Raw genomic sequence first — 16,335 nt, 5'->3', positions numbered from 1 at the left:
GGGCCGCTGGTGAAATAATCGCCGCCCTTTTGTGAGTCGCCTGGCGATTCAAGCCGCTGCCCGCACCGGAATTCCTGCGCCGTGTCCGAACCTTCCAGCAAGTCCGCGCCCGTGGTCGGCGTGATCATGGGCTCCCGCTCCGACTGGGAGACGATGGAGCATGCCGCGCGCACGCTCGGCGAGCTTGGCATCGCCTACGAAACCCGCGTGGTCTCGGCCCATCGCACGCCGGACCTGCTGTTCGACTACGCCGGCGGCGCCGCCGCACGCGGCCTGAAGGTGATCATCGCCGGTGCCGGCGGCGCGGCCCATCTGCCGGGCATGGCCGCGTCGAAGACCCGCCTGCCGGTGCTCGGCGTGCCGGTGCAGTCGCGGATGCTGTCCGGGGTCGATTCGCTGCTGTCGATCGTGCAGATGCCGGCCGGCATTCCGGTGGCGACCCTCGCGATCGGCACCGCCGGTGCCACCAACGCCGCGCTGCTGGCGGCGGCGATCCTCGCGATCGAAGACTCAGGCCTGGCCGCAAAGCTCGATGCCTACCGCGCCGCGCAGACCGCGAAGGTGCTGAACGACGGCGCCCTGCCGCTGCCGTGACCGGAACCGACGGAGCGCTCGCCTGATGAAGTCCGGTACCCGCATCGGCATCCTCGGCGCCGGCCAGCTGGGCCGCATGCTCGGGCTCGCCGGCTATCCGCTCGATGTCGATTTCGTCTTCCTCGACCCGGCCAGCGAAGCCTGCGCCGCGCCGCTCGGCGCGCACATCCACGCCGACTACACCGATGAACGCGCGCTCGCCGATTTCTGCGGTCAGATCGATCTGGCGACGTTCGAGTTCGAGAACGTGCCGAACGTCGCCGCCGAGTTCGTCGCCGCCCGCGTGCCGCTGCACCCGAACCCGCGGGCGCTGACGGCCGGTCAGGATCGGCTGTCGGAAAAGGCGCTGTTCTCCTCGCTCGGCATTCCGGTGCCGACGCATGCGGCGGTCGACAGCCGCGAAGGGCTCGCCGCCGCCGTCGCCATCACCGGCCTGCCGGCCGTGCTCAAGACCCGGCGCATGGGCTACGACGGCAAGGGTCAGGCCGTGCTGCGCACGCCGGCCGATCTCGATGCCGCGTGGAACGCGATCGGTGGGCAGCCGCTGATCCTCGAAGCGTTCGTGCCGTTCACGCGCGAGGTCTCGTGCCTCGCAGTGCGGGCACGCGACGGCTCGATGGCGTTCTATCCGCTGGTCGAGAACGTGCACCGCGCCGGCATCCTGCGCACGGCCACGCCGACCGTGAACGACCCGCTGCAGGCGATGGGAGAGGCCTACGCCCGCCGCGTGGCCGAGCATCTGGACTACGTCGGCGTGCTCGCGTTCGAGTTCTTCGTCGCGAACGGCGAGCTGATCGCCAACGAGATCGCGCCGAGAGTCCACAACTCCGGCCACTGGACCATTGAAGGGGCCGAAACCTCGCAGTTCGAGAACCACCTGCGGGCGATCGTCGGCCTGCCGCTCGGATCGACCGCGCTGCGCGGCGCGTCGGTGATGGTCAACTACATCGGGCTCGCGCCGGACATCGAGGCCGCCAGCGCACTCGAAGGCGTGCACACGCATCTGTACGGCAAGACGCCGAAACCGCAGCGCAAGATCGGCCACGCCACCGTCACCGCACCGGATGCCGCGAGCTTGCAGGCCCGGCTCGCGAAGCTGCTGGCGATCCTGCCGGACGGCGGCTGAGCCTCGCTCGGCCTGTGCGCCGAGCGCTCCGGAACGTGCCACGGCAGCCTGTCCGACCCCCATCCCGACACGTCGCCGTGACCCAGACCATCTTCATCACCGACTTCGCCTGGCCGAATCTCGACTACGAGCGCCAGCAGTTCGAAGCCGCGGGTCATCGGCTGGTCGCCGGGCGTTCGGCCGCACTGCCGCGCGAAGAGATCGAGGCCATCGCCGAGCGCGAACGGCCGCAGGCGATCATGACCTGCTGGGCGCAGGTCTCGGCCACCGCGATCGGCCATTGCCGCGATCTGGCGATCGTCGCGCGTTACGGCGTCGGCCTCGACAACATCGCGCTCGACGCCGCCTGGGCCGCCGGTGCACGCGTCACCAACGTGCCGGACTACTGCGTCGAGGAAGTGTCCGACCATGCCGTGGCGATGCTGCTGGCGTGGTCGCGCGGCATCGTGCAGTGGGATCGCGAGGTCAAGCGCGGCCACTGGAACCCGGCGCTGGCACAGCTCAAGCGCACGCGCGGGCTGACCGTCGGCCTCGTCGGCTACGGCCGCGCCGGCAAGCTGATCGCCCGCAAACTGTCCGGCTGGGGCCTGCGGACGATCGCCTGCGGCCGCACCGCACCGACCGGCGAGGACGCCGCCCGCGTCGAATGGATGACGATGGCGGCCTTGCTGCCGCAGGCCGATGTCGTGATCGCGCTGGTGCCGCTGTCGCCGGCCACCGCGAACCTGTTCGATGCCGCCTGCTTCGCGCAGATGAAGCGCGGCGCGCTGTTCATCAACGTCAGCCGCGGCGGACTGGTCGACAATGCCGCCCTGCTGGATGCGCTGGACGCGGGCCAGCTCGATGCGGCCGCGCTCGACGTCATCGCCGGCGAGCCCGATCCGCCCGCGACCGTCACCAGGCACCCGCGCGTGATCGCGACGCCGCACATCGCGTTCTCGAGCCCGGACGCGATTCAGGAACTGCGCGAACGTACCGTCGACGAAGTGTTGCGCGCCTTGCGCGGCGAACCGGCGCGGGTGCTGGTGGCGCCGCCCGCTGCCTGAGCGCTCACCCGCGCCGCAGGTAGTTCGCGTTTTCGGCCCACAGCGCCCGGTAGGCCTCGGCGGCGTAGCTCGATGGCTCGCTGAGCGCGATCGGCGCCCGCGTTTCGCCCATGCGTTCGACCGATGCCGCGTACGGAATGACCGAGGCGCAGACATCCTTCATCGCTTTCGGCGGCTGCTCGATCAAGCCGCGATGCAGGCCGCGGCGGCGGTCCGCCATCGACCAGAACGGCTTCAGCCGCGTGCGCGGCAGCTCGTGCGCCTTGAAGTAGTCGATCAAGGTCATCAGCGCGCGCAGGCTCAGGTGCGTCGGCACCGTCGGCACGAGGATGCGATCGGCCGCCGCGAAGATGTTGTCGGCGACATGCGACAGGCTGGGCGGGCAGTCGAGCACGACGAGGCTGTACTGCTCCGACAGCGGCTCGATCAGGCTCGCCAGCCGGTCGTGACTGTTGTCGTCCTTGCGCAGCCAGACGTCGAGGTGGCGGGTTTCGAGATCGGCCGGAATCAGGTGCAGCTGCTCGTGATGCGGCGTGGCGACGATGCGGCGGCCGATCGGCGACGAGCCGCGCCAGACCGACTTGTCCGGCGCCTTCGCGTCATCGCCATGCAGATACCAGCTCGCCGCACCCTGCGGATCGAGATCCCACAGCACGGTCGGCAGGCCGGATTCGGCGGCCAGATACGCGAGATTGACCGCCGCCGCGGTCTTTCCGACCCCGCCCTTGACGTTGTAGATCGCCAGCGTCTTCATCGATCGAGCACTCCGGTTGCTGCCGGACTGTCCCGCAAACGCTGCACGAAATCAATGCCTTGGCGTGTCTCCAGAGGCAGCGCCGGCGGCTGGTGGTGCGGAGTCCGGCAACGCCGGCAGCAGATGCTCGGTCAGCAGCTGGAACGTGAGCTTCGGCGCGTTGCGAATCTGGAAGTTGGTGCTGGTGATGACGATCACGGCATCGAGCGCCGGTATCACCTGCACGCTGTTGCCGCCGGCGCCATTCATCGCCGCCGTGCCGAGGGTCCGGCCGTCCGCCGACTTGAGCTGATGCAGCCACCACAGATAGCCATAGTTCGTGCCGTCCGGCATGCGCGCCTTCGGGCTCAGGGATTGCTGCACCCACGCGGCGTCCATCAGCGGCTTGCCGTTCCAGACGCCGCCTTGCAGGTACAGCTGGCCAAGCTTCAGCAGATCGCGGCTGCGCAGGCCGAGCCCGCCGCCGGCCATCGGGGTGCCGAGCGGCAGCCGCTGCCAGTGCAGGCGCGTGATGCCGAGCGGTGCAAACAGCCGGCGTTCGGCATAGCGATCCAGCGGTTCGCCGGTCGCGCCTTCCACCGCCGCGCCCAGGCTGACGACGCCAGCCGTGCAGTAGCTGAACGCGCGGCCGTACGGCGAATCCGCCGGCTTCGGCTGCCATTCCGGGAAGCCGCGCAGCGGCAGCGTCCAGTAGAAATCGAGCCAGTCTTCAAGCAGGTACATGCGCTCTTCATTGCCGCGGGACCACTCGTTCCAGTCATCGCATTCCAGCGGCCCGCTCATCGTCAGCAGATCCTCGTAGCGGATCGCGGCCTTGCGCGGCGTTTCCGCGCCGTGTCGGGCATAGCGCTTCGGCAGGTTGCGCAGCACCGGGGCGGATACGCCGGCAATGCGGTGATCGGCGATCGCCTGACCGATCAGCATGCCGACAACCGTCTTGGTCGCCGAGCGCGTGTTGCGCAGGGCGTCACGGCCGGTTTCTGTCGCCGGGCTGTCACCGGCAGGCTCGGCATCGAAATACTGCTCGTAGACGATCCGGCCGTGGCGCGCGACGACGACGCTGGTGATCGACTCGAAGCGCTTCGCGCGCAAGGCCTCGGTCATCGCTGCGAGCCTGTCCGGCAGCACGTCCGCCACATCGGGCGGCGCGACGGTCCAGCCGTCATCGCTGGCCGTTGGATCCGCTGCCACGGCTGACGACAGCAGCGCGAAGCTGGCGGCCACAATGCTGATTTTGAACAGGTTTCGAGTCATGAACGAGCGTGCGGTCGAGGACAGAAGCCGCGAGCGTAACAAGCACGCGCGATCCGACACTTGTACGCCGGCAACCTGAACACCGCCGTCGACTGACGGGCACGGGGGCTGACGAGTCACCGACCGCACGTTCGAAAGTCGTCAGCGGACAGGAAAATCGTCTAGCGTCCGAGAATGACCGCCACCCGCATTCTTGGACAGGTTCTGGCGCGCCAGCAGGTCGCGGACGTCGGCATCAGCCGCTGCGTGCCGAGCGTGCCGGCGCACGACATCGTCGAGCATCGGCATGTCGAGGCGCACTTCATCGTGGTCGAACGCGGCCGCTATGACAGCCTGGCCGATGGCGCCGCCGACGCCGACCTGCGCGAGCCGCTGCTGCTGTTCAATCCGCCCGGCACCGAGCACCATGATTGCTTCGCCGAAACGCAAGTGCTTGAAGAAGCGCGCTTTTCCGCGATCACCATCGGCTTTGCACATTGGCAGCGGCTGAGCCGGGACCTGCGCCTGCCGGGCTGGCCGGTTGCGCGACAGGGCGCGGCCAGCCAGCGCAGCCTGCAACGGCTGCTGCAGGTGCTGCACCGGCCCGAGCCCAGTGCGATCGATGCCGACAGCCTCGTCGCCGAGCTCGCTGGGTCTTTCGCGGCCGACATCGAACGCACGCTCGACCGTGCGCCGGCCTGGCTCCGGCGCTGTCAGGACGCCCTGCGCGACGACCCGGCCTTCGCCCTCGAAGCGGACGGCCTGAATCGCCTTGCCCGCAGCTTCGACCTGCACCCGGTCTACCTGGCCCGGGCCTTTCGCGCCGTGAGCGGCTGCTCACCCGGCGACTACGCCCGACGTCACCGCCTGGAACGCGCCGCCGCCGCCGTGGCCAGCACTTCGCGCGGCATCGTCGATATCGCCGCAGACGCAGGCTTCCACGATCAATCGCATTTCACCCGCAGTTTTCGCGCGGCGTATGGCATCGCACCGGCGGCGTATCGGGCTTTGGTGAAGTAAGGGAACGGTCACAGCAGTAGGGCCTGTAATCAGCATTGGTCGCAGGCACTCGCCCTGGAGTCACGAGAAACCCGTCTGCAAGGCATGCGTGTCGCCGCGATTCGCCCAATACACCGCCGCAAGCCGCAGCAAGGCGTTGCTAAGCGCAACGCTGCACCGCCCCGATTGCTTCGCAAACCGCTCGGCGCGTTGAACACGCGGCACCCAACGCTGACAGGTACCGAGCTGCTTCAGAACCTTGGCGCGACACACACACTGAGGTACCAGGAGGATGGCTAGCGCTCCGTAAAGCTGCCAACTGACGAGGCAGCAATCGGTGCTAAATGCGTCGAATCCAAGCGAACGGCGTGAGCGTCAAGCCTCTGCTGTTCGCGCGTCGCGTCATGTGGCGCTGCACGTGTCCGCGCGGACGCCCTGCAGGCGTGTCCCACTTCGGTTTCCAGTTCCACGATGCATTCGACCGGATCACCGTAATAGGTACCGTAGCTGGCGTCGAACCGGGCGGGCTGCTGACGCGAAAGGGCGAAGTGAACCCGGATCACCGCCACCTTGAACGGCACGGCTCCTACGCCGGCATGACGGAGCTGCATGAGCAGATCGTTCGCATAGTGCTGACGAACAATGCGCAAATCCCCGACTTGATGCACGTCATCTGCTGAAGCCAGCAGGTTGAGTTCAAGCGGGGTCCGACCGTTCGCGATGGCGATCCGGTACAAGCGGCCGATGGCCCAGTAGCCGTCGACATCGTTGTTGCGGCTCACGAACATCGTCGCCAATGTCCGTGCGACGTGCTCAAGCGCTCGGAGCTTTGCCATTCGAATCTCGCTCTGCCTGCGTTCTGGCGAGCGTAATCCCGTCCGAGACGATACAGCGTGCTGTCAAGAATGCTCGATCCACTCGCTGCGCCCGCGCAGCGACTTTTCGAGTTCGCGGACCAGTTCGATTCGATTTCGCGTGCTGAATTCGTGCACGAGCCGTGCATTGCGAAAATCGAGCGGGACATCCTTTCGGCGGCGGCCGTTTGGCGTTCGCAGCCACGGCGCGTATTCGACGATCAGCCGGTATTCGCCTTGCGGGTCATCCTCGGGCTGCCAAACAAGATCGAGTTGCAACCGCAAGGACTCGTGGGTCGCGGCAAACAACGACGAGCCGCCGAAATAGCCGTGCGCGACGTTCTCGGGCGTCGGGTCCGCTTCGAACAGCGTGTTCCACGACACGTGCCAGCCGCCGGGGATGCGCAGCGGCTGGAGCGAGTCATTCATCGTGGCAACCTTGGCGACGATGCGCGGCGTTCTGCCTGGCAATCAGCCGCGCGGATCGTTGTCGACCGCAACGCCGAGTCGCCGTCGTCGATCAGACGTCCAGATTGCCGACCAGCAAGGCGTGCCGCTCGATGAAGTCACGACGCGGTTCGACGTCTTCGCCCATCAGCGTGGTGAACATCTGGTCGGCGGCGATCAGGTCTTCGACCCGGACCTGCACGAGGCGGCGGACGGTCGGGTCGAGCGTGGTTTCCCACAGCTGTTCCGGGTTCATTTCGCCGAGGCCCTTGTAGCGCTGCACGTGCAGGCCGCGGCGGGCTTCGCCGGTGAACCAGACGTAGGCTTCGGCGAAGCTGCCGACGCTGCGGGTCCGCTCGCCGCGCTTGGCGACGGCTCCGGCGGCGATCAGCGTCCTGACCTCGGTGTTGAACTTCGACACCAGCTGGTATTCCGGCGTGTTGAAGAAGTCTTCGTTGAACACGTAGCGGTGCGCGAGACCGTGCACCAGCTGGTTGACGATCAGCGAAGTGCCTTGCATTTCAACGAGATAGCGCTGGACGGCAACGCCGGCATTGAGGCTGGCGGCGAACTCGGCAAGCCAGGCCTCGCGGGTTTCGCTGGGGGCGATCGGCGCGCGTTCGAACAGGCGTTCGAGCACGTGACGGTCATAGTGACGGCTCAGGCGTTCGATCGCGCCCTGAATGCGCGAGGTATCGCGCACCAGCTGCGACAGCTTGTCGGCGGGCAGCGCCGGGGCATCGGCCGCCGGGATCAGCGCGGCTTCGTCGAGCGCGGACTTCAGCAGCCAGTCCTCGAGCTCGTGATTGTCCTTCACGTAGGTCTCGTGCTTGCCGCTCTTCAGCTTGTACAACGGCGGCTGCGCGATGTAGACGTGGCCGCGCTCGACCAGCGCGTACATGTGGCGGTAGAAGAACGTCAGCAGCAGGGTGCGGATGTGGGCGCCGTCGACGTCGGCGTCGGTCATGATGATGATGCGGTGGTAGCGCAGGTTCTCCGGCTTCATGTCATCGCGCCCGATGCCGCAGCCAAGTGCGGTGATCAGGGTGCCGACTTCCGCCGACGACAGCATCTTTTCGAGCCGCGCCTTCTCGACATTCAGGATCTTGCCCTTCAACGGCAGGATGGCCTGGAAGCGGCGATCGCGACCCTGCTTGGCGGAGCCGCCGGCGGAGTCACCCTCGACCAGAAACAGTTCGGATTTCGCCGGATCCTTTTCCTGACAATCCGCCAGCTTGCCGGGCAGGCCGGCAATGTCGAGCACGCTCTTGCGGCGATTCAGGTCGCGCGCCTTGCGGGCCGCTTCACGGGCGCGAGCGGCTTCGATGATCTTCGCAGCGATGGCTTTCGCTTCGCGCGGGCGCTCAAGCAGGAACTCGCCGAGCTTCTTGTTCATCACGCTTTCGACCGCCGCCTTGGCTTCCGACGACACCAGCTTTTCCTTGGTCTGCGACGAGAACTTCGGATCGCGCAGCTTGACCGACAGCACAGCGGTCAGGCCTTCGCGCGAATCGTCACCCACCGGCTCGACCTTTTCCTTCTTGGCCAGACCCTGGCTTTCGACGTACTCGTTCAGGGTACGGGTCAGCGCGTTGCGGAAACCGGTCAGGTGCGTGCCGCCGTCCTTCTGCGGAATGTTGTTGGTGAAGCAGAAGACGTTTTCCTGATACGAGTCGTTCCACTGCAGCGCCGCCTCGACGGCGATGCCATCGATCTCGGCGTTGATGTACAGCACGGTCTCGTGCAGCGCGGTCTTGTTGCGGTTCAGGTATTCGACGAACGCCTTGATGCCGCCGATGTATTCGAAGATGTCTTCGCGGTTGCTCAGTTCTTCGCGCAGCACGATGCGCAGGCCGGAGTTCAGGAACGACAGCTCGCGCAGGCGCTTGGCGAGGATGTCGTAATGGAATTCGAGGTTGGTGAAGACCTTGCCGCTCGGATAGAAGCGCACCGACGTGCCGCGCTTGTCGGACGGGCCGACGATCGCCAGCGGCGCCTGCGGCACGCCCATCCGGTATTCCTGATGGTGGTGGTGGCCGTTGCGATGAATGTCGAGCAGCAGCACTTCCGACAGCGCGTTGACCACCGACACGCCGACGCCGTGCAGACCGCCGGAGACCTTGTAGCCGCTGCCGCCGAACTTACCGCCGGCATGCAGGATGGTCATGATCACTTCGGCGGCCGAACGGCCTTCTTCCTCGTGGATGTCGACCGGAATGCCGCGACCGTTGTCGGTGACGGTGACGCTGCCATCGAGCTGCAGGGTCACGGTGATCTCGGTGCAATGCCCGGCAAGCGCTTCGTCGACCGAGTTGTCGACGACTTCGAACACCATGTGGTGCAGGCCGGTGCCGTCGTCGGTATCGCCGATGTACATGCCGGGGCGCTGGCGCACGGCATCGAGACCTTTCAGAACTTTGATCGCGCTGGCGTCGTAATTGCCGCTCGGGATGTGATTCTGATTCGGGTTCGGGGCGTCGTTCTGGTCCGTCATGTCGTCAGGTTCTTCAGATGGGTAATCGCGCCATGTTCCACGTGGAACATCGCGTGAGGCTGTGCCTCTTGCAACAGCGGACTGTATTCCAGCGCCGTGATCACACACTGGCCCGGCCACGCTTGCAGCGCTGCCAGCAGACGCTGCTGCGAAGCCAGCGACAACTCCGCAGCGAAGTCATCCAGCAGCAGCACCGGCGAATCACCATGCTGCTGCCGATACAACTCGCCTTGCGCCAGAACAAGCCCGGCGATCAGCAACTTTTGCTGGCCGCGGCTGATCCGCTCTTTCAACAGACGATTATCGCTCAATATCCGCAGTTCCGCCCGATGGGGGCCTTCGCGGGTATGGCCAGTTTTTCGATCGCCTTCGAGGTTGCGTCTGAGCGTTTCGTCGAACGGCTCATCGTCCTTCCAGCCCCGCTGAAAGCCGATTGACCAGCGGTCCTCATCGACCAGAGACTGCCAGTACGTCGGTACCCGTTCAACCAGTTTGGCGAGATAGGCCACTCGGCAATCGGTCAGGGCCGATGCCGTCGTTACCAGCTCCGGCGACCAGCTTTCGATCTCGCGTGTGCCGGCGTTTGCACGCAACGCCGAGTTGCGTTGCTTCAGTGCCCGGTTGTAACGCCGCCACAGACCAAAGAAATCCTGTTCCATGTGGAACACGCCCCAGTCGACAAAGCGACGTCGGATGCCTGGGCCTTCCTCGATCAGCTGGTGCGCCTGTGGGTCGAGCAGCAGAACTGGCATCCGACGCACCAGTTCCGACAGGCTCGCTGGCTGATCATTGATGCGAACACCCATCCGCCGATCCTGCCAGCGTACGTCCACGCGATCGTCCGGCCGGCCATCTTCACCGACGATGCGGGTTTCGATCTGGAAGGCCGACTGTCCGTCGGCGACGAGGCTGGTCGCAGCCCCGCGATGACTTTCACCGCGGGCTGCTACGTAGAGCGCTTCAAGCAATGTCGTCTTGCCGGCGGCATTGGCGCCGGTGACGATGTTCAAGCCGGGATGCGGCTCGAACAGCAAGTCGTGAAACAGGCGAAAGTGTTGCGCTCTCGCCCGACGGAAACGCATGGAAGCATGGTTCCCGGCTTGGCAGCCGCTTACAGCCGCATCGGCATCACGACGAACTTGCCGCTGGCCTGCGCCGCGTCATGGATCAGGCCGCTGGCGTCCGGGCTGCGCAGCTTGAAGATGAACTCGTCACCTTCGATGGCATCGAGCGCGTCCAGCAGGTAGCTGACGTTGAAACCGATCTCCAGCGAAGCACCCTGGTATTCGATCTCGACTTCTTCCTCGGCTTCTTCCTGTTCCGGATTCTGGGTCTGGATCCGCAGCATGTCGTCGGCAACGGTGAGGCGCACGCCGCGGAACTTCTCGTTAGACAGAATCGCCGCTCGCGACAGCGCCGCACGCACCTTTTGGCGACCGCACTTGACGATCTTGTCCGAGTCTTCCGGGATCACGCGCTCGTAGTCCGGGAAGCGGCCTTCGATCAGCTTCGAGGTCAGGCGCAGGTCTTCGACATCGACCTGGATCTGGTTCGTCGTCAGCGACAGCTTGACCGGCGCTTCGCTGGTGTCGAGCAGCCGCTGCAGTTCGATGACGGTCTTGCGCGGCAGGATCACCTGGGTGTCCTTCTTGGCGCTGTGCTCGCGGTTCAGTTCCGCCATGGCCAGACGGTGACCATCGGTGGCAACCGCGCGCAGACGACTTGGGCGGATTTCGAGCAGCAGGCCGTTCAGGTAGTAGCGGACATCCTGCTGGGCCATCGCGAACTGCGTACGGGACAGCAGATCCTTCAGTTCGCGATTGCTCAAGTCGAGTTCGACGTCAGCCGGATCCGACGAGAACATCGGGAATTCCTCGGCCGGCAAGGTCGCCAGCGCGAAACGGCTGCGGCCGGACTTCAGCGTGAGCTTGTTGTCGGCGTACTCGAGGCTGAGCATCGCGCCTTCCGGCAGGCCGCGGCAGATGTCGTGCAGCTTGCGCGCCGGTGCCGTGATGCGGCCCGGGGCGATGTTCTGCACGCGAACCTTGCGTTCGACCTGCAGTTCCAGATCGGTGCCGACGAGGATCAACAGATCGTCCTTCGCTTCGAGCAGCAGGTTGCCGAGGATCGGCAGCGACTGCCGACGTTCGACGACACCGATGACCGATTGCAGCGCCGACAGGAGCTCACCGCGAGAGATCTGGATATTCATGATCGGACTACTGAATAGATTGGTTTGAATCTTTAAAGACTAGTTCTAATAGTGCCGTGCCCGAACTGTGGACAGAACCATTTCGCTCAATCTTTTCAAGGCTTTGATGCGTTTTCAAGCACCGATCCATCGCGGGATGGACAGTGGCACAACACCGGGATAAAGCTGTGGATAAAAAGCTGTCCCGAGGTCGTCGGGCGATTATACACAGCTTGTTCCAGCGCTCTTTCCACTGTTTTTGAAGCGTTTTCAGCGATTTTCCGCGCTGTCGCAACCGCCGCCATCGGCGTGGTCGGGTCGCGTCAGTTGGTCAGCTGGCGCAGCAGGTTTTCGTAGTCTTCCTTCAGACGATCGTCTTCGCGGCACAGCTCGGCCACCTTGCGGCAAGCGTGCAGCACGGTCGTGTGGTCCTTGCCGAAGGCGGCGCCGATTTCCGGATAGCTGTGCCGGGTCAGCTCCTTCGACAGGGCCATCGCGATCTGCCGAGGCCGGGCCAGGGTCCGGGTGCGGCGCACCGAGGTCAGGTCGGCCAGCCGGATGTTGTAGTACGCCGCCACCGTGCGCTTGATGTTGTCGAGCGTCACGGCACGGTCGTACGAGGCCAGCATGTCCTTGAGCGTCACGCGGGCGAATTCGGCGGTGATCGGCGCGCCGGTCAGTCGGGCCGAGGCGTTCAGGCGGTGCAGCGCGCCTTCGAGCTCGCGGACGTTCGAACGGATGCGCTGGGCGACGAGCACGGCGACATCGTCCGGCAGGCGGATGCCGAGCACATCGGCCTTCGCCTGCAGGATCGCGATGCGCGTCTCGAACTCCGGCGGTTCGATCGGCACCGACAGGCCCCAGGTGAACCGCGACTTCAGGCGGTCATCGAGCGCGTCGAGTTCACGCGGATAACGGTCGCAGGTCAGCACGATCTGCTTGCGGCCGTCGATTAGGGCATTGAAGGTGTGGAAGAACTCTTCCTGCGAGTGTTCCTTGCCAGCCAGAAAGTGGATGTCGTCGATCAGCAGCGCATCGACCGTGCGGTAGAAGTTCTTGAACTCGACCTGCTTGCCGTAGCGGATGGCGGACACCATCTGGTTGAACCACTGCTCGGCGCCGACATAGATGATCCGGGCATTGGCCTTCTCGGCCAGGATGGCATTGCCGATGCCGTGCATCAGGTGCGTCTTGCCGAGGCCCGATTCGCCGTAGATCAGCAGCGGGTTGTAGACCCCACCCGGTGCCGAAGCGACCTGCAGGCCGGCGGCCCGAGCCTGCGAGTTCGACTTGCCCTCGATGAACGACGACAGTGTGTAGCGCGGGTCGAGCTTGCCGCGGCCATACGGCATGGCGTCGTCGATCGGCGACGACGCCGCGCCGGACGAGGTGCTGACGCTGGTGCCGCGGGCATTCTCGACATTGACCGCGCCGACCGCGAGATTGACCACGACATCGAACGCGGCGAGGCTCGACAGCGTGCGCTGGATGCGGCCGAGAAAATCGCTCTTGACCCGGTCCATCACGATCCGGTTAGGCGCCAGCAACGTCACCTGATCTTCCGCCAGCACGATGCGCAGCGGACGGATCCAGGTGCTGATCTCCTTTTCCGGGAGATCGGCTTCCAGCCGGTCGATACAGCGGTCCCACAGGTCTTGATTCAGCATCGGGCGAAGGGCTTGGATGACGCAGCAGAAAAGGGCCCGAAGCACGGTCGGGATCATCGGCAGCAAGGCCGGACGGACCGCGTCGGGGAAGCAGTCTACCGTCTGCCTGCCGAGCTTATCCACAGGCTGGGAACTGTTGTTGGCGGGGCCTTCCGATGACCGGATGCTGAGTTTTTCGCCAATCGGCTTGATGCCCGGCGCGGACAGCGGCTAGAATCGCGGTCCGCCAACGAGTAGACCCATGAGCAAACGTACTTTCCAGCCGCACACGCTGCGCCGCACCCGCACCCACGGTTTCCGCGCCCGCATGGCAACTGCCGGTGGTCGTGCCGTGCTCGCTCGTCGTCGCGCCAAGGGCCGCGCTCGCCTGATTCCGTAAGGACGCCGTCACGGACAGCCCGCGCTGCACGGTCGCTGTCGACATCACGGTGACCGGCGCTTTGCCCCGCGAAGCGCCCGGGCCGACGACGAAGCGTTCGCGCGCAGCGTCGTCGAAGCATCCAGAGCCTGACTTGCGGGCCGCACGTTCTGACAGCTGGACCGCAGTCACTGCGGCCCGAACGGCGGCGTCGCAACAGTACGCGCTCTGCCCGAGGCCGGTGTTCCCGCCGGCCGCCCGTCTGCACAACCCGGCCGAGTTCAAGCTGGTGTTTGCCGAAGGGCGGCGCCTCAAGCGCTCGCCGCTCGGCCTGAGCTACCGGTTGAACGCAATGCCGCATCCCCGGCTCGGTCTGGCCATCGCCAAGAAGGCGGTTGCCGATGCCCATGACCGGAACCGGATCAAGCGACTCATCCGCGAGGATTTCCGGCACAATCGCGCGCGGCTTCCGGCGGTGGACCTGGTGTTCTTCGCACATTCCGGACTGGCCGACCTGAGCAATGACGCGATTCGCGCCTTGCTTGCCGACATCTGGACCTTGGTGATCGAACGATGCGCGCGCTCCTCATCGGCCCCATCCGCGCCTACCAGCGCGGGATAAGTCCGTTGCTCGGACCCCGCTGCCGTTTCCACCCCAGCTGCTCCCATTACGCGGTCGAAGCGATCGAACGCTTCGGCCCAGCGCGTGGCAGCTGGCTTGCCCTCAAACGCATTTCCCGCTGCCACCCGCTCAATGCCGGTGGCCTTGACCCTGTTCCGGAGCGCTAGACCCCATGGAAACTCGCCGCATGGCATTGATCGCGGTGCTGGGCGTGATCCTGTTCCTGCTGTACGAAGCCTGGAACAAGGATTTCCCGTCCGCCGCCGCGATCGCTGCAACCAGCCCGGCTGCGACGGCCGCGGCCAACGTGCCTGCCGATCCGACTGCACCGCCGGTGCCGTCGGCGACCGACGCCAAGTCTGATCCGAATGCCGCGCCGACCGTCGCCGACGGCACGGCTGCCGCGCCGGTTGCCGCCCAGACCATCCGGGTCAAGACCGATCTGATCGATGCCGAGATTTCGACCGCCGGGGCTGAGTTGCGCCGCGTGGAGCTGCTGAACTACCAGCTCGAGAAGAACGACCCGACGCGCAAGCTGCCGCTGTTGAACGATCGCGATGGTCAGGTGTTCACCCTGCAGGCCGGCCTTGCCGCCGTCGAAAAGCCATTGGCCACCGGCCAGACGATCTACTCGACCCCGCAGACCGCGTACGAGCTGGCGCCGGGTGTCGACACGCTCGACGTGCCGTTCGAAACCACCGATGCCAGCGGCGTCACCCTGCGCAAGGTTTATCGGATCAAGCGCGGCAGCTACCAGATCGAACTGGTGCAGAGCATCGTCAACAAGTCCGGGCAGCCGCTGAATGTCAGCCCGTACGCGCGCTGGCTGCGCAACCCGGTGTCGTCGGAGAAGGCCCAGAAGTTCATCTCGACCTTCCTCGGCATGGGTGTGTTCGAGCAGAAGCCTGGCACGACCGACTACCGCTTCAAGAAGATCAAGCTGACCGAACTGAACGGCGCGCCGTACGAGTCGAAGCAGACCGGCGGCTGGCTGGCGATGATCCAGCATTACTTCATCGCCGCCATCATCCCGCCAGCGGACGAGGCCCTGACCCTGAGCGGCAAGCCGGCCGGCGGCACGAATTATCTCGGCCAGTACCTCGGCGCCGGCAAGCTGGTGGCCGATGGGGCCGAAGCCAGCTTCAGCACCGGCCTGTACATCGGCCCGAAGCTGCAGGGCAAACTGGATGCTGTCGCGCCGGGCCTCGCGCTGACCGAGGACTACGGCATCCTCACCGTCATCGCCAAGCCGCTGTTCGTGGCGATGAACTTCTTCCACGGCCTGGTTGGCAACTGGGGCTGGTCGATCATTCTGCTGACCCTGCTGGTCAAGCTGCTGTTCTATCCGCTGACTGCCGCGCAGTACAAGTCGATGGCGAAGATGAAGAAGTTCACGCCGCGCATCGCCGAACTGAAGGAGCGCTACGCGGACGATCGCGAAAAGCTCAGCCGCGCGATGATGGATCTGTACAAGAAGGAAGGCTTCAACCCGCTCGCCGGCTGCTGGCCGATCCTGGTGCAGATGCCGGTGTTCTTCTCGCTGTACTGGGTGCTGATCGAATCGGTCGAACTGCGCCAGGCGCCGTTCATGCTGTGGCTGCAGGATCTGTCGGCCGCCGATCCGCTGTACATCATGCCGGTGCTGTACGGCGCGTCGATGTGGCTGCAGCAGCGCATGTCCGGTCAGCTCGCGACGATGGACCCGATGCAGGCGCGGATCATGAACATCATGCCGATCGCGTTCACCGGCATGTTCCTGTTCTTCCCGGCCGGCCTCGTCGTCTACTGGTTCGTGTCGAACGTCATCGGCATCGCGCAGCAGAAGTACATCACCTATCGGATCGAGCAGGCCGACGGCGCCAAGCGCGAGCTGAAGAAGGCCTGATCGCCCGCGCGACGGCCCTGCCTGCCCTCGCCTGCGAGGGGAGGCCGCTCGCGCCGGGCTTCGGT

General features: G+C 65.5%; 16 protein-coding genes. 8 read left to right on the top strand and 8 right to left on the bottom strand.

The annotated features are described in order from the left end of the window. Positions 1 to 126: 126 nt before the first annotated feature. The 3 genes from purE to QZ951_RS10645 all read left to right on the top strand — a co-directional run bounded on the left by purE (position 127) and on the right by QZ951_RS10645 (position 2,766). The gene (gene purE, locus QZ951_RS10655; protein WP_293000580.1) at positions 127 to 594 is read left to right on the top strand and encodes a 5-(carboxyamino)imidazole ribonucleotide mutase; all 468 of its coding nucleotides are present in this window, start codon (positions 127 to 129) and stop codon (positions 592 to 594) included. A gap of 25 nt (positions 595 to 619) precedes the next feature. After that, positions 620 to 1,720 carry a 5-(carboxyamino)imidazole ribonucleotide synthase gene (locus QZ951_RS10650; protein WP_293000558.1) on the top strand — a complete coding sequence of 367 codons (1,101 nt, stop codon included), beginning with the start codon at positions 620 to 622 and terminating at the stop codon, positions 1,718 to 1,720. A gap of 77 nt (positions 1,721 to 1,797) precedes the next feature. After that, positions 1,798 to 2,766, top strand: a complete 969-nt coding sequence (locus QZ951_RS10645) for a C-terminal binding protein (RefSeq protein WP_293000557.1) — start codon at positions 1,798 to 1,800, stop codon at positions 2,764 to 2,766. 4 nt (positions 2,767 to 2,770) lie between these two features. Here QZ951_RS10645 and QZ951_RS10640 read toward each other — a convergent pair whose 3' ends face one another. Both QZ951_RS10640 and QZ951_RS10635 read right to left on the bottom strand, forming a co-directional pair. Beyond that, positions 2,771 to 3,520, bottom strand: coding sequence for a ParA family protein (locus QZ951_RS10640; RefSeq protein ID WP_293000556.1), 750 nt, complete (start codon positions 3,518 to 3,520; stop codon positions 2,771 to 2,773). A gap of 51 nt (positions 3,521 to 3,571) precedes the next feature. Then, positions 3,572 to 4,774 carry a serine hydrolase gene (locus QZ951_RS10635; protein WP_293000555.1) on the bottom strand — a complete coding sequence of 401 codons (1,203 nt, stop codon included), beginning with the start codon at positions 4,772 to 4,774 and terminating at the stop codon, positions 3,572 to 3,574. Positions 4,775 to 4,948: 174 nt separating this feature from the next. On the opposite strand from QZ951_RS10635, the gene QZ951_RS10630 reads away from it, so the two are divergent. Then, entirely contained in the window at positions 4,949 to 5,773 is an 825-nt protein-coding gene (locus tag QZ951_RS10630) for a helix-turn-helix transcriptional regulator (RefSeq protein WP_293000554.1), read from the top strand. Positions 5,774 to 6,048: 275 nt separating this feature from the next. Here the strand turns inward: QZ951_RS10630 and QZ951_RS10625 are convergent, their stop codons facing one another. The 6 genes from QZ951_RS10625 to dnaA form a co-directional block, all read right to left on the bottom strand. Beyond that, entirely contained in the window at positions 6,049 to 6,588 is a 540-nt protein-coding gene (locus tag QZ951_RS10625) for a hypothetical protein (protein ID WP_293000552.1), read from the bottom strand. A gap of 63 nt (positions 6,589 to 6,651) precedes the next feature. After that, positions 6,652 to 7,035, bottom strand: a complete 384-nt coding sequence (locus QZ951_RS10620) for a hypothetical protein (RefSeq protein WP_293000551.1) — start codon at positions 7,033 to 7,035, stop codon at positions 6,652 to 6,654. 91 nt (positions 7,036 to 7,126) lie between these two features. Further along, the gene (gyrB, locus tag QZ951_RS10615) at positions 7,127 to 9,547 is read right to left on the bottom strand and encodes a DNA topoisomerase (ATP-hydrolyzing) subunit B (RefSeq protein WP_293000550.1); all 2,421 of its coding nucleotides are present in this window, start codon (positions 9,545 to 9,547) and stop codon (positions 7,127 to 7,129) included. Beyond that, the gene (gene recF, locus QZ951_RS10610; RefSeq protein ID WP_293000548.1) at positions 9,544 to 10,629 is read right to left on the bottom strand and encodes a DNA replication/repair protein RecF; all 1,086 of its coding nucleotides are present in this window, start codon (positions 10,627 to 10,629) and stop codon (positions 9,544 to 9,546) included. The genes gyrB and recF overlap by 4 nt, the downstream gene beginning before the upstream one ends. 29 nt (positions 10,630 to 10,658) lie before the next feature. Beyond that, a complete protein-coding gene (gene dnaN, locus QZ951_RS10605) occupies positions 10,659 to 11,759 on the bottom strand; it encodes a DNA polymerase III subunit beta (RefSeq protein WP_293000547.1) in 1,101 nt (366 codons plus the stop codon). A 302-nt stretch (positions 11,760 to 12,061) separates the two neighbouring features. Then, entirely contained in the window at positions 12,062 to 13,402 is a 1,341-nt protein-coding gene (dnaA, locus tag QZ951_RS10600) for a chromosomal replication initiator protein DnaA (RefSeq protein ID WP_366943869.1), read from the bottom strand. A 244-nt stretch (positions 13,403 to 13,646) separates the two neighbouring features. Here dnaA and rpmH point away from each other — a divergent pair, with 244 nt between their 5' ends. Genes rpmH through yidC form a run of 4 tightly spaced genes read left to right on the top strand, consistent with a single transcriptional unit; the run spans position 13,647 to position 16,270 of the window. Then, positions 13,647 to 13,784 carry a 50S ribosomal protein L34 gene (rpmH, locus tag QZ951_RS10595; RefSeq protein ID WP_293000545.1) on the top strand — a complete coding sequence of 46 codons (138 nt, stop codon included), beginning with the start codon at positions 13,647 to 13,649 and terminating at the stop codon, positions 13,782 to 13,784. Positions 13,785 to 13,833: 49 nt separating this feature from the next. Further along, on the top strand, positions 13,834 to 14,385 hold the full coding sequence (rnpA, locus tag QZ951_RS10590) for a ribonuclease P protein component (protein ID WP_293000543.1): 552 nt from the start codon (positions 13,834 to 13,836) through the stop codon (positions 14,383 to 14,385). Then, the gene (gene yidD, locus QZ951_RS10585) at positions 14,337 to 14,552 is read left to right on the top strand and encodes a membrane protein insertion efficiency factor YidD (protein ID WP_293000542.1); all 216 of its coding nucleotides are present in this window, start codon (positions 14,337 to 14,339) and stop codon (positions 14,550 to 14,552) included. Before rnpA ends, yidD begins: the two co-directional genes overlap by 49 nt. A 5-nt stretch (positions 14,553 to 14,557) precedes the next feature. Next, positions 14,558 to 16,270 (top strand): membrane protein insertase YidC, encoded by a 1,713-nt coding sequence (gene yidC, locus QZ951_RS10580; RefSeq protein WP_293000541.1) that lies wholly within the window; start codon positions 14,558 to 14,560, stop codon positions 16,268 to 16,270. The last annotated feature ends 65 nt before the right edge of the window (positions 16,271 to 16,335 follow it).

It is taken from the genome of Nevskia sp. (assembly GCF_021732705.1).
GTDB lineage: Bacteria > Pseudomonadota > Gammaproteobacteria > Nevskiales > Nevskiaceae > Nevskia.
This window is presented reverse-complemented; position numbering and strand designations above follow the sequence as displayed.

Bases quoted from the DNA above. Each gene is read 5' to 3' on its own strand.
- purE (WP_293000580.1), top strand. From the start codon at position 127: ATGGGCTCCCGCTCCGACTGGGAGACGATGGAGCATGCCGCGCGCACG.
- QZ951_RS10650 (WP_293000558.1), top strand. From the start codon at position 620: ATGAAGTCCGGTACCCGCATCGGCATCCTCGGCGCCGGCCAGCTGGGC.
- QZ951_RS10640 (WP_293000556.1), bottom strand. From the start codon at position 3,520: ATGAAGACGCTGGCGATCTACAACGTCAAGGGCGGGGTCGGAAAGACC.
- QZ951_RS10635 (WP_293000555.1), bottom strand. From the start codon at position 4,774: ATGACTCGAAACCTGTTCAAAATCAGCATTGTGGCCGCCAGCTTCGCG.
- QZ951_RS10630 (WP_293000554.1), top strand. From the start codon at position 4,949: ATGACCGCCACCCGCATTCTTGGACAGGTTCTGGCGCGCCAGCAGGTC.
- QZ951_RS10625 (WP_293000552.1), bottom strand. From the start codon at position 6,588: ATGGCAAAGCTCCGAGCGCTTGAGCACGTCGCACGGACATTGGCGACG.
- QZ951_RS10620 (WP_293000551.1), bottom strand. From the start codon at position 7,035: ATGAATGACTCGCTCCAGCCGCTGCGCATCCCCGGCGGCTGGCACGTG.
- gyrB (WP_293000550.1), bottom strand. From the start codon at position 9,547: ATGACGGACCAGAACGACGCCCCGAACCCGAATCAGAATCACATCCCG.
- recF (WP_293000548.1), bottom strand. From the start codon at position 10,629: ATGCGTTTCCGTCGGGCGAGAGCGCAACACTTTCGCCTGTTTCACGAC.
- dnaN (WP_293000547.1), bottom strand. From the start codon at position 11,759: ATGAATATCCAGATCTCTCGCGGTGAGCTCCTGTCGGCGCTGCAATCG.
- rpmH (WP_293000545.1), top strand. From the start codon at position 13,647: ATGAGCAAACGTACTTTCCAGCCGCACACGCTGCGCCGCACCCGCACC.
- yidD (WP_293000542.1), top strand. From the start codon at position 14,337: ATGCGCGCGCTCCTCATCGGCCCCATCCGCGCCTACCAGCGCGGGATA.
- yidC (WP_293000541.1), top strand. From the start codon at position 14,558: ATGGAAACTCGCCGCATGGCATTGATCGCGGTGCTGGGCGTGATCCTG.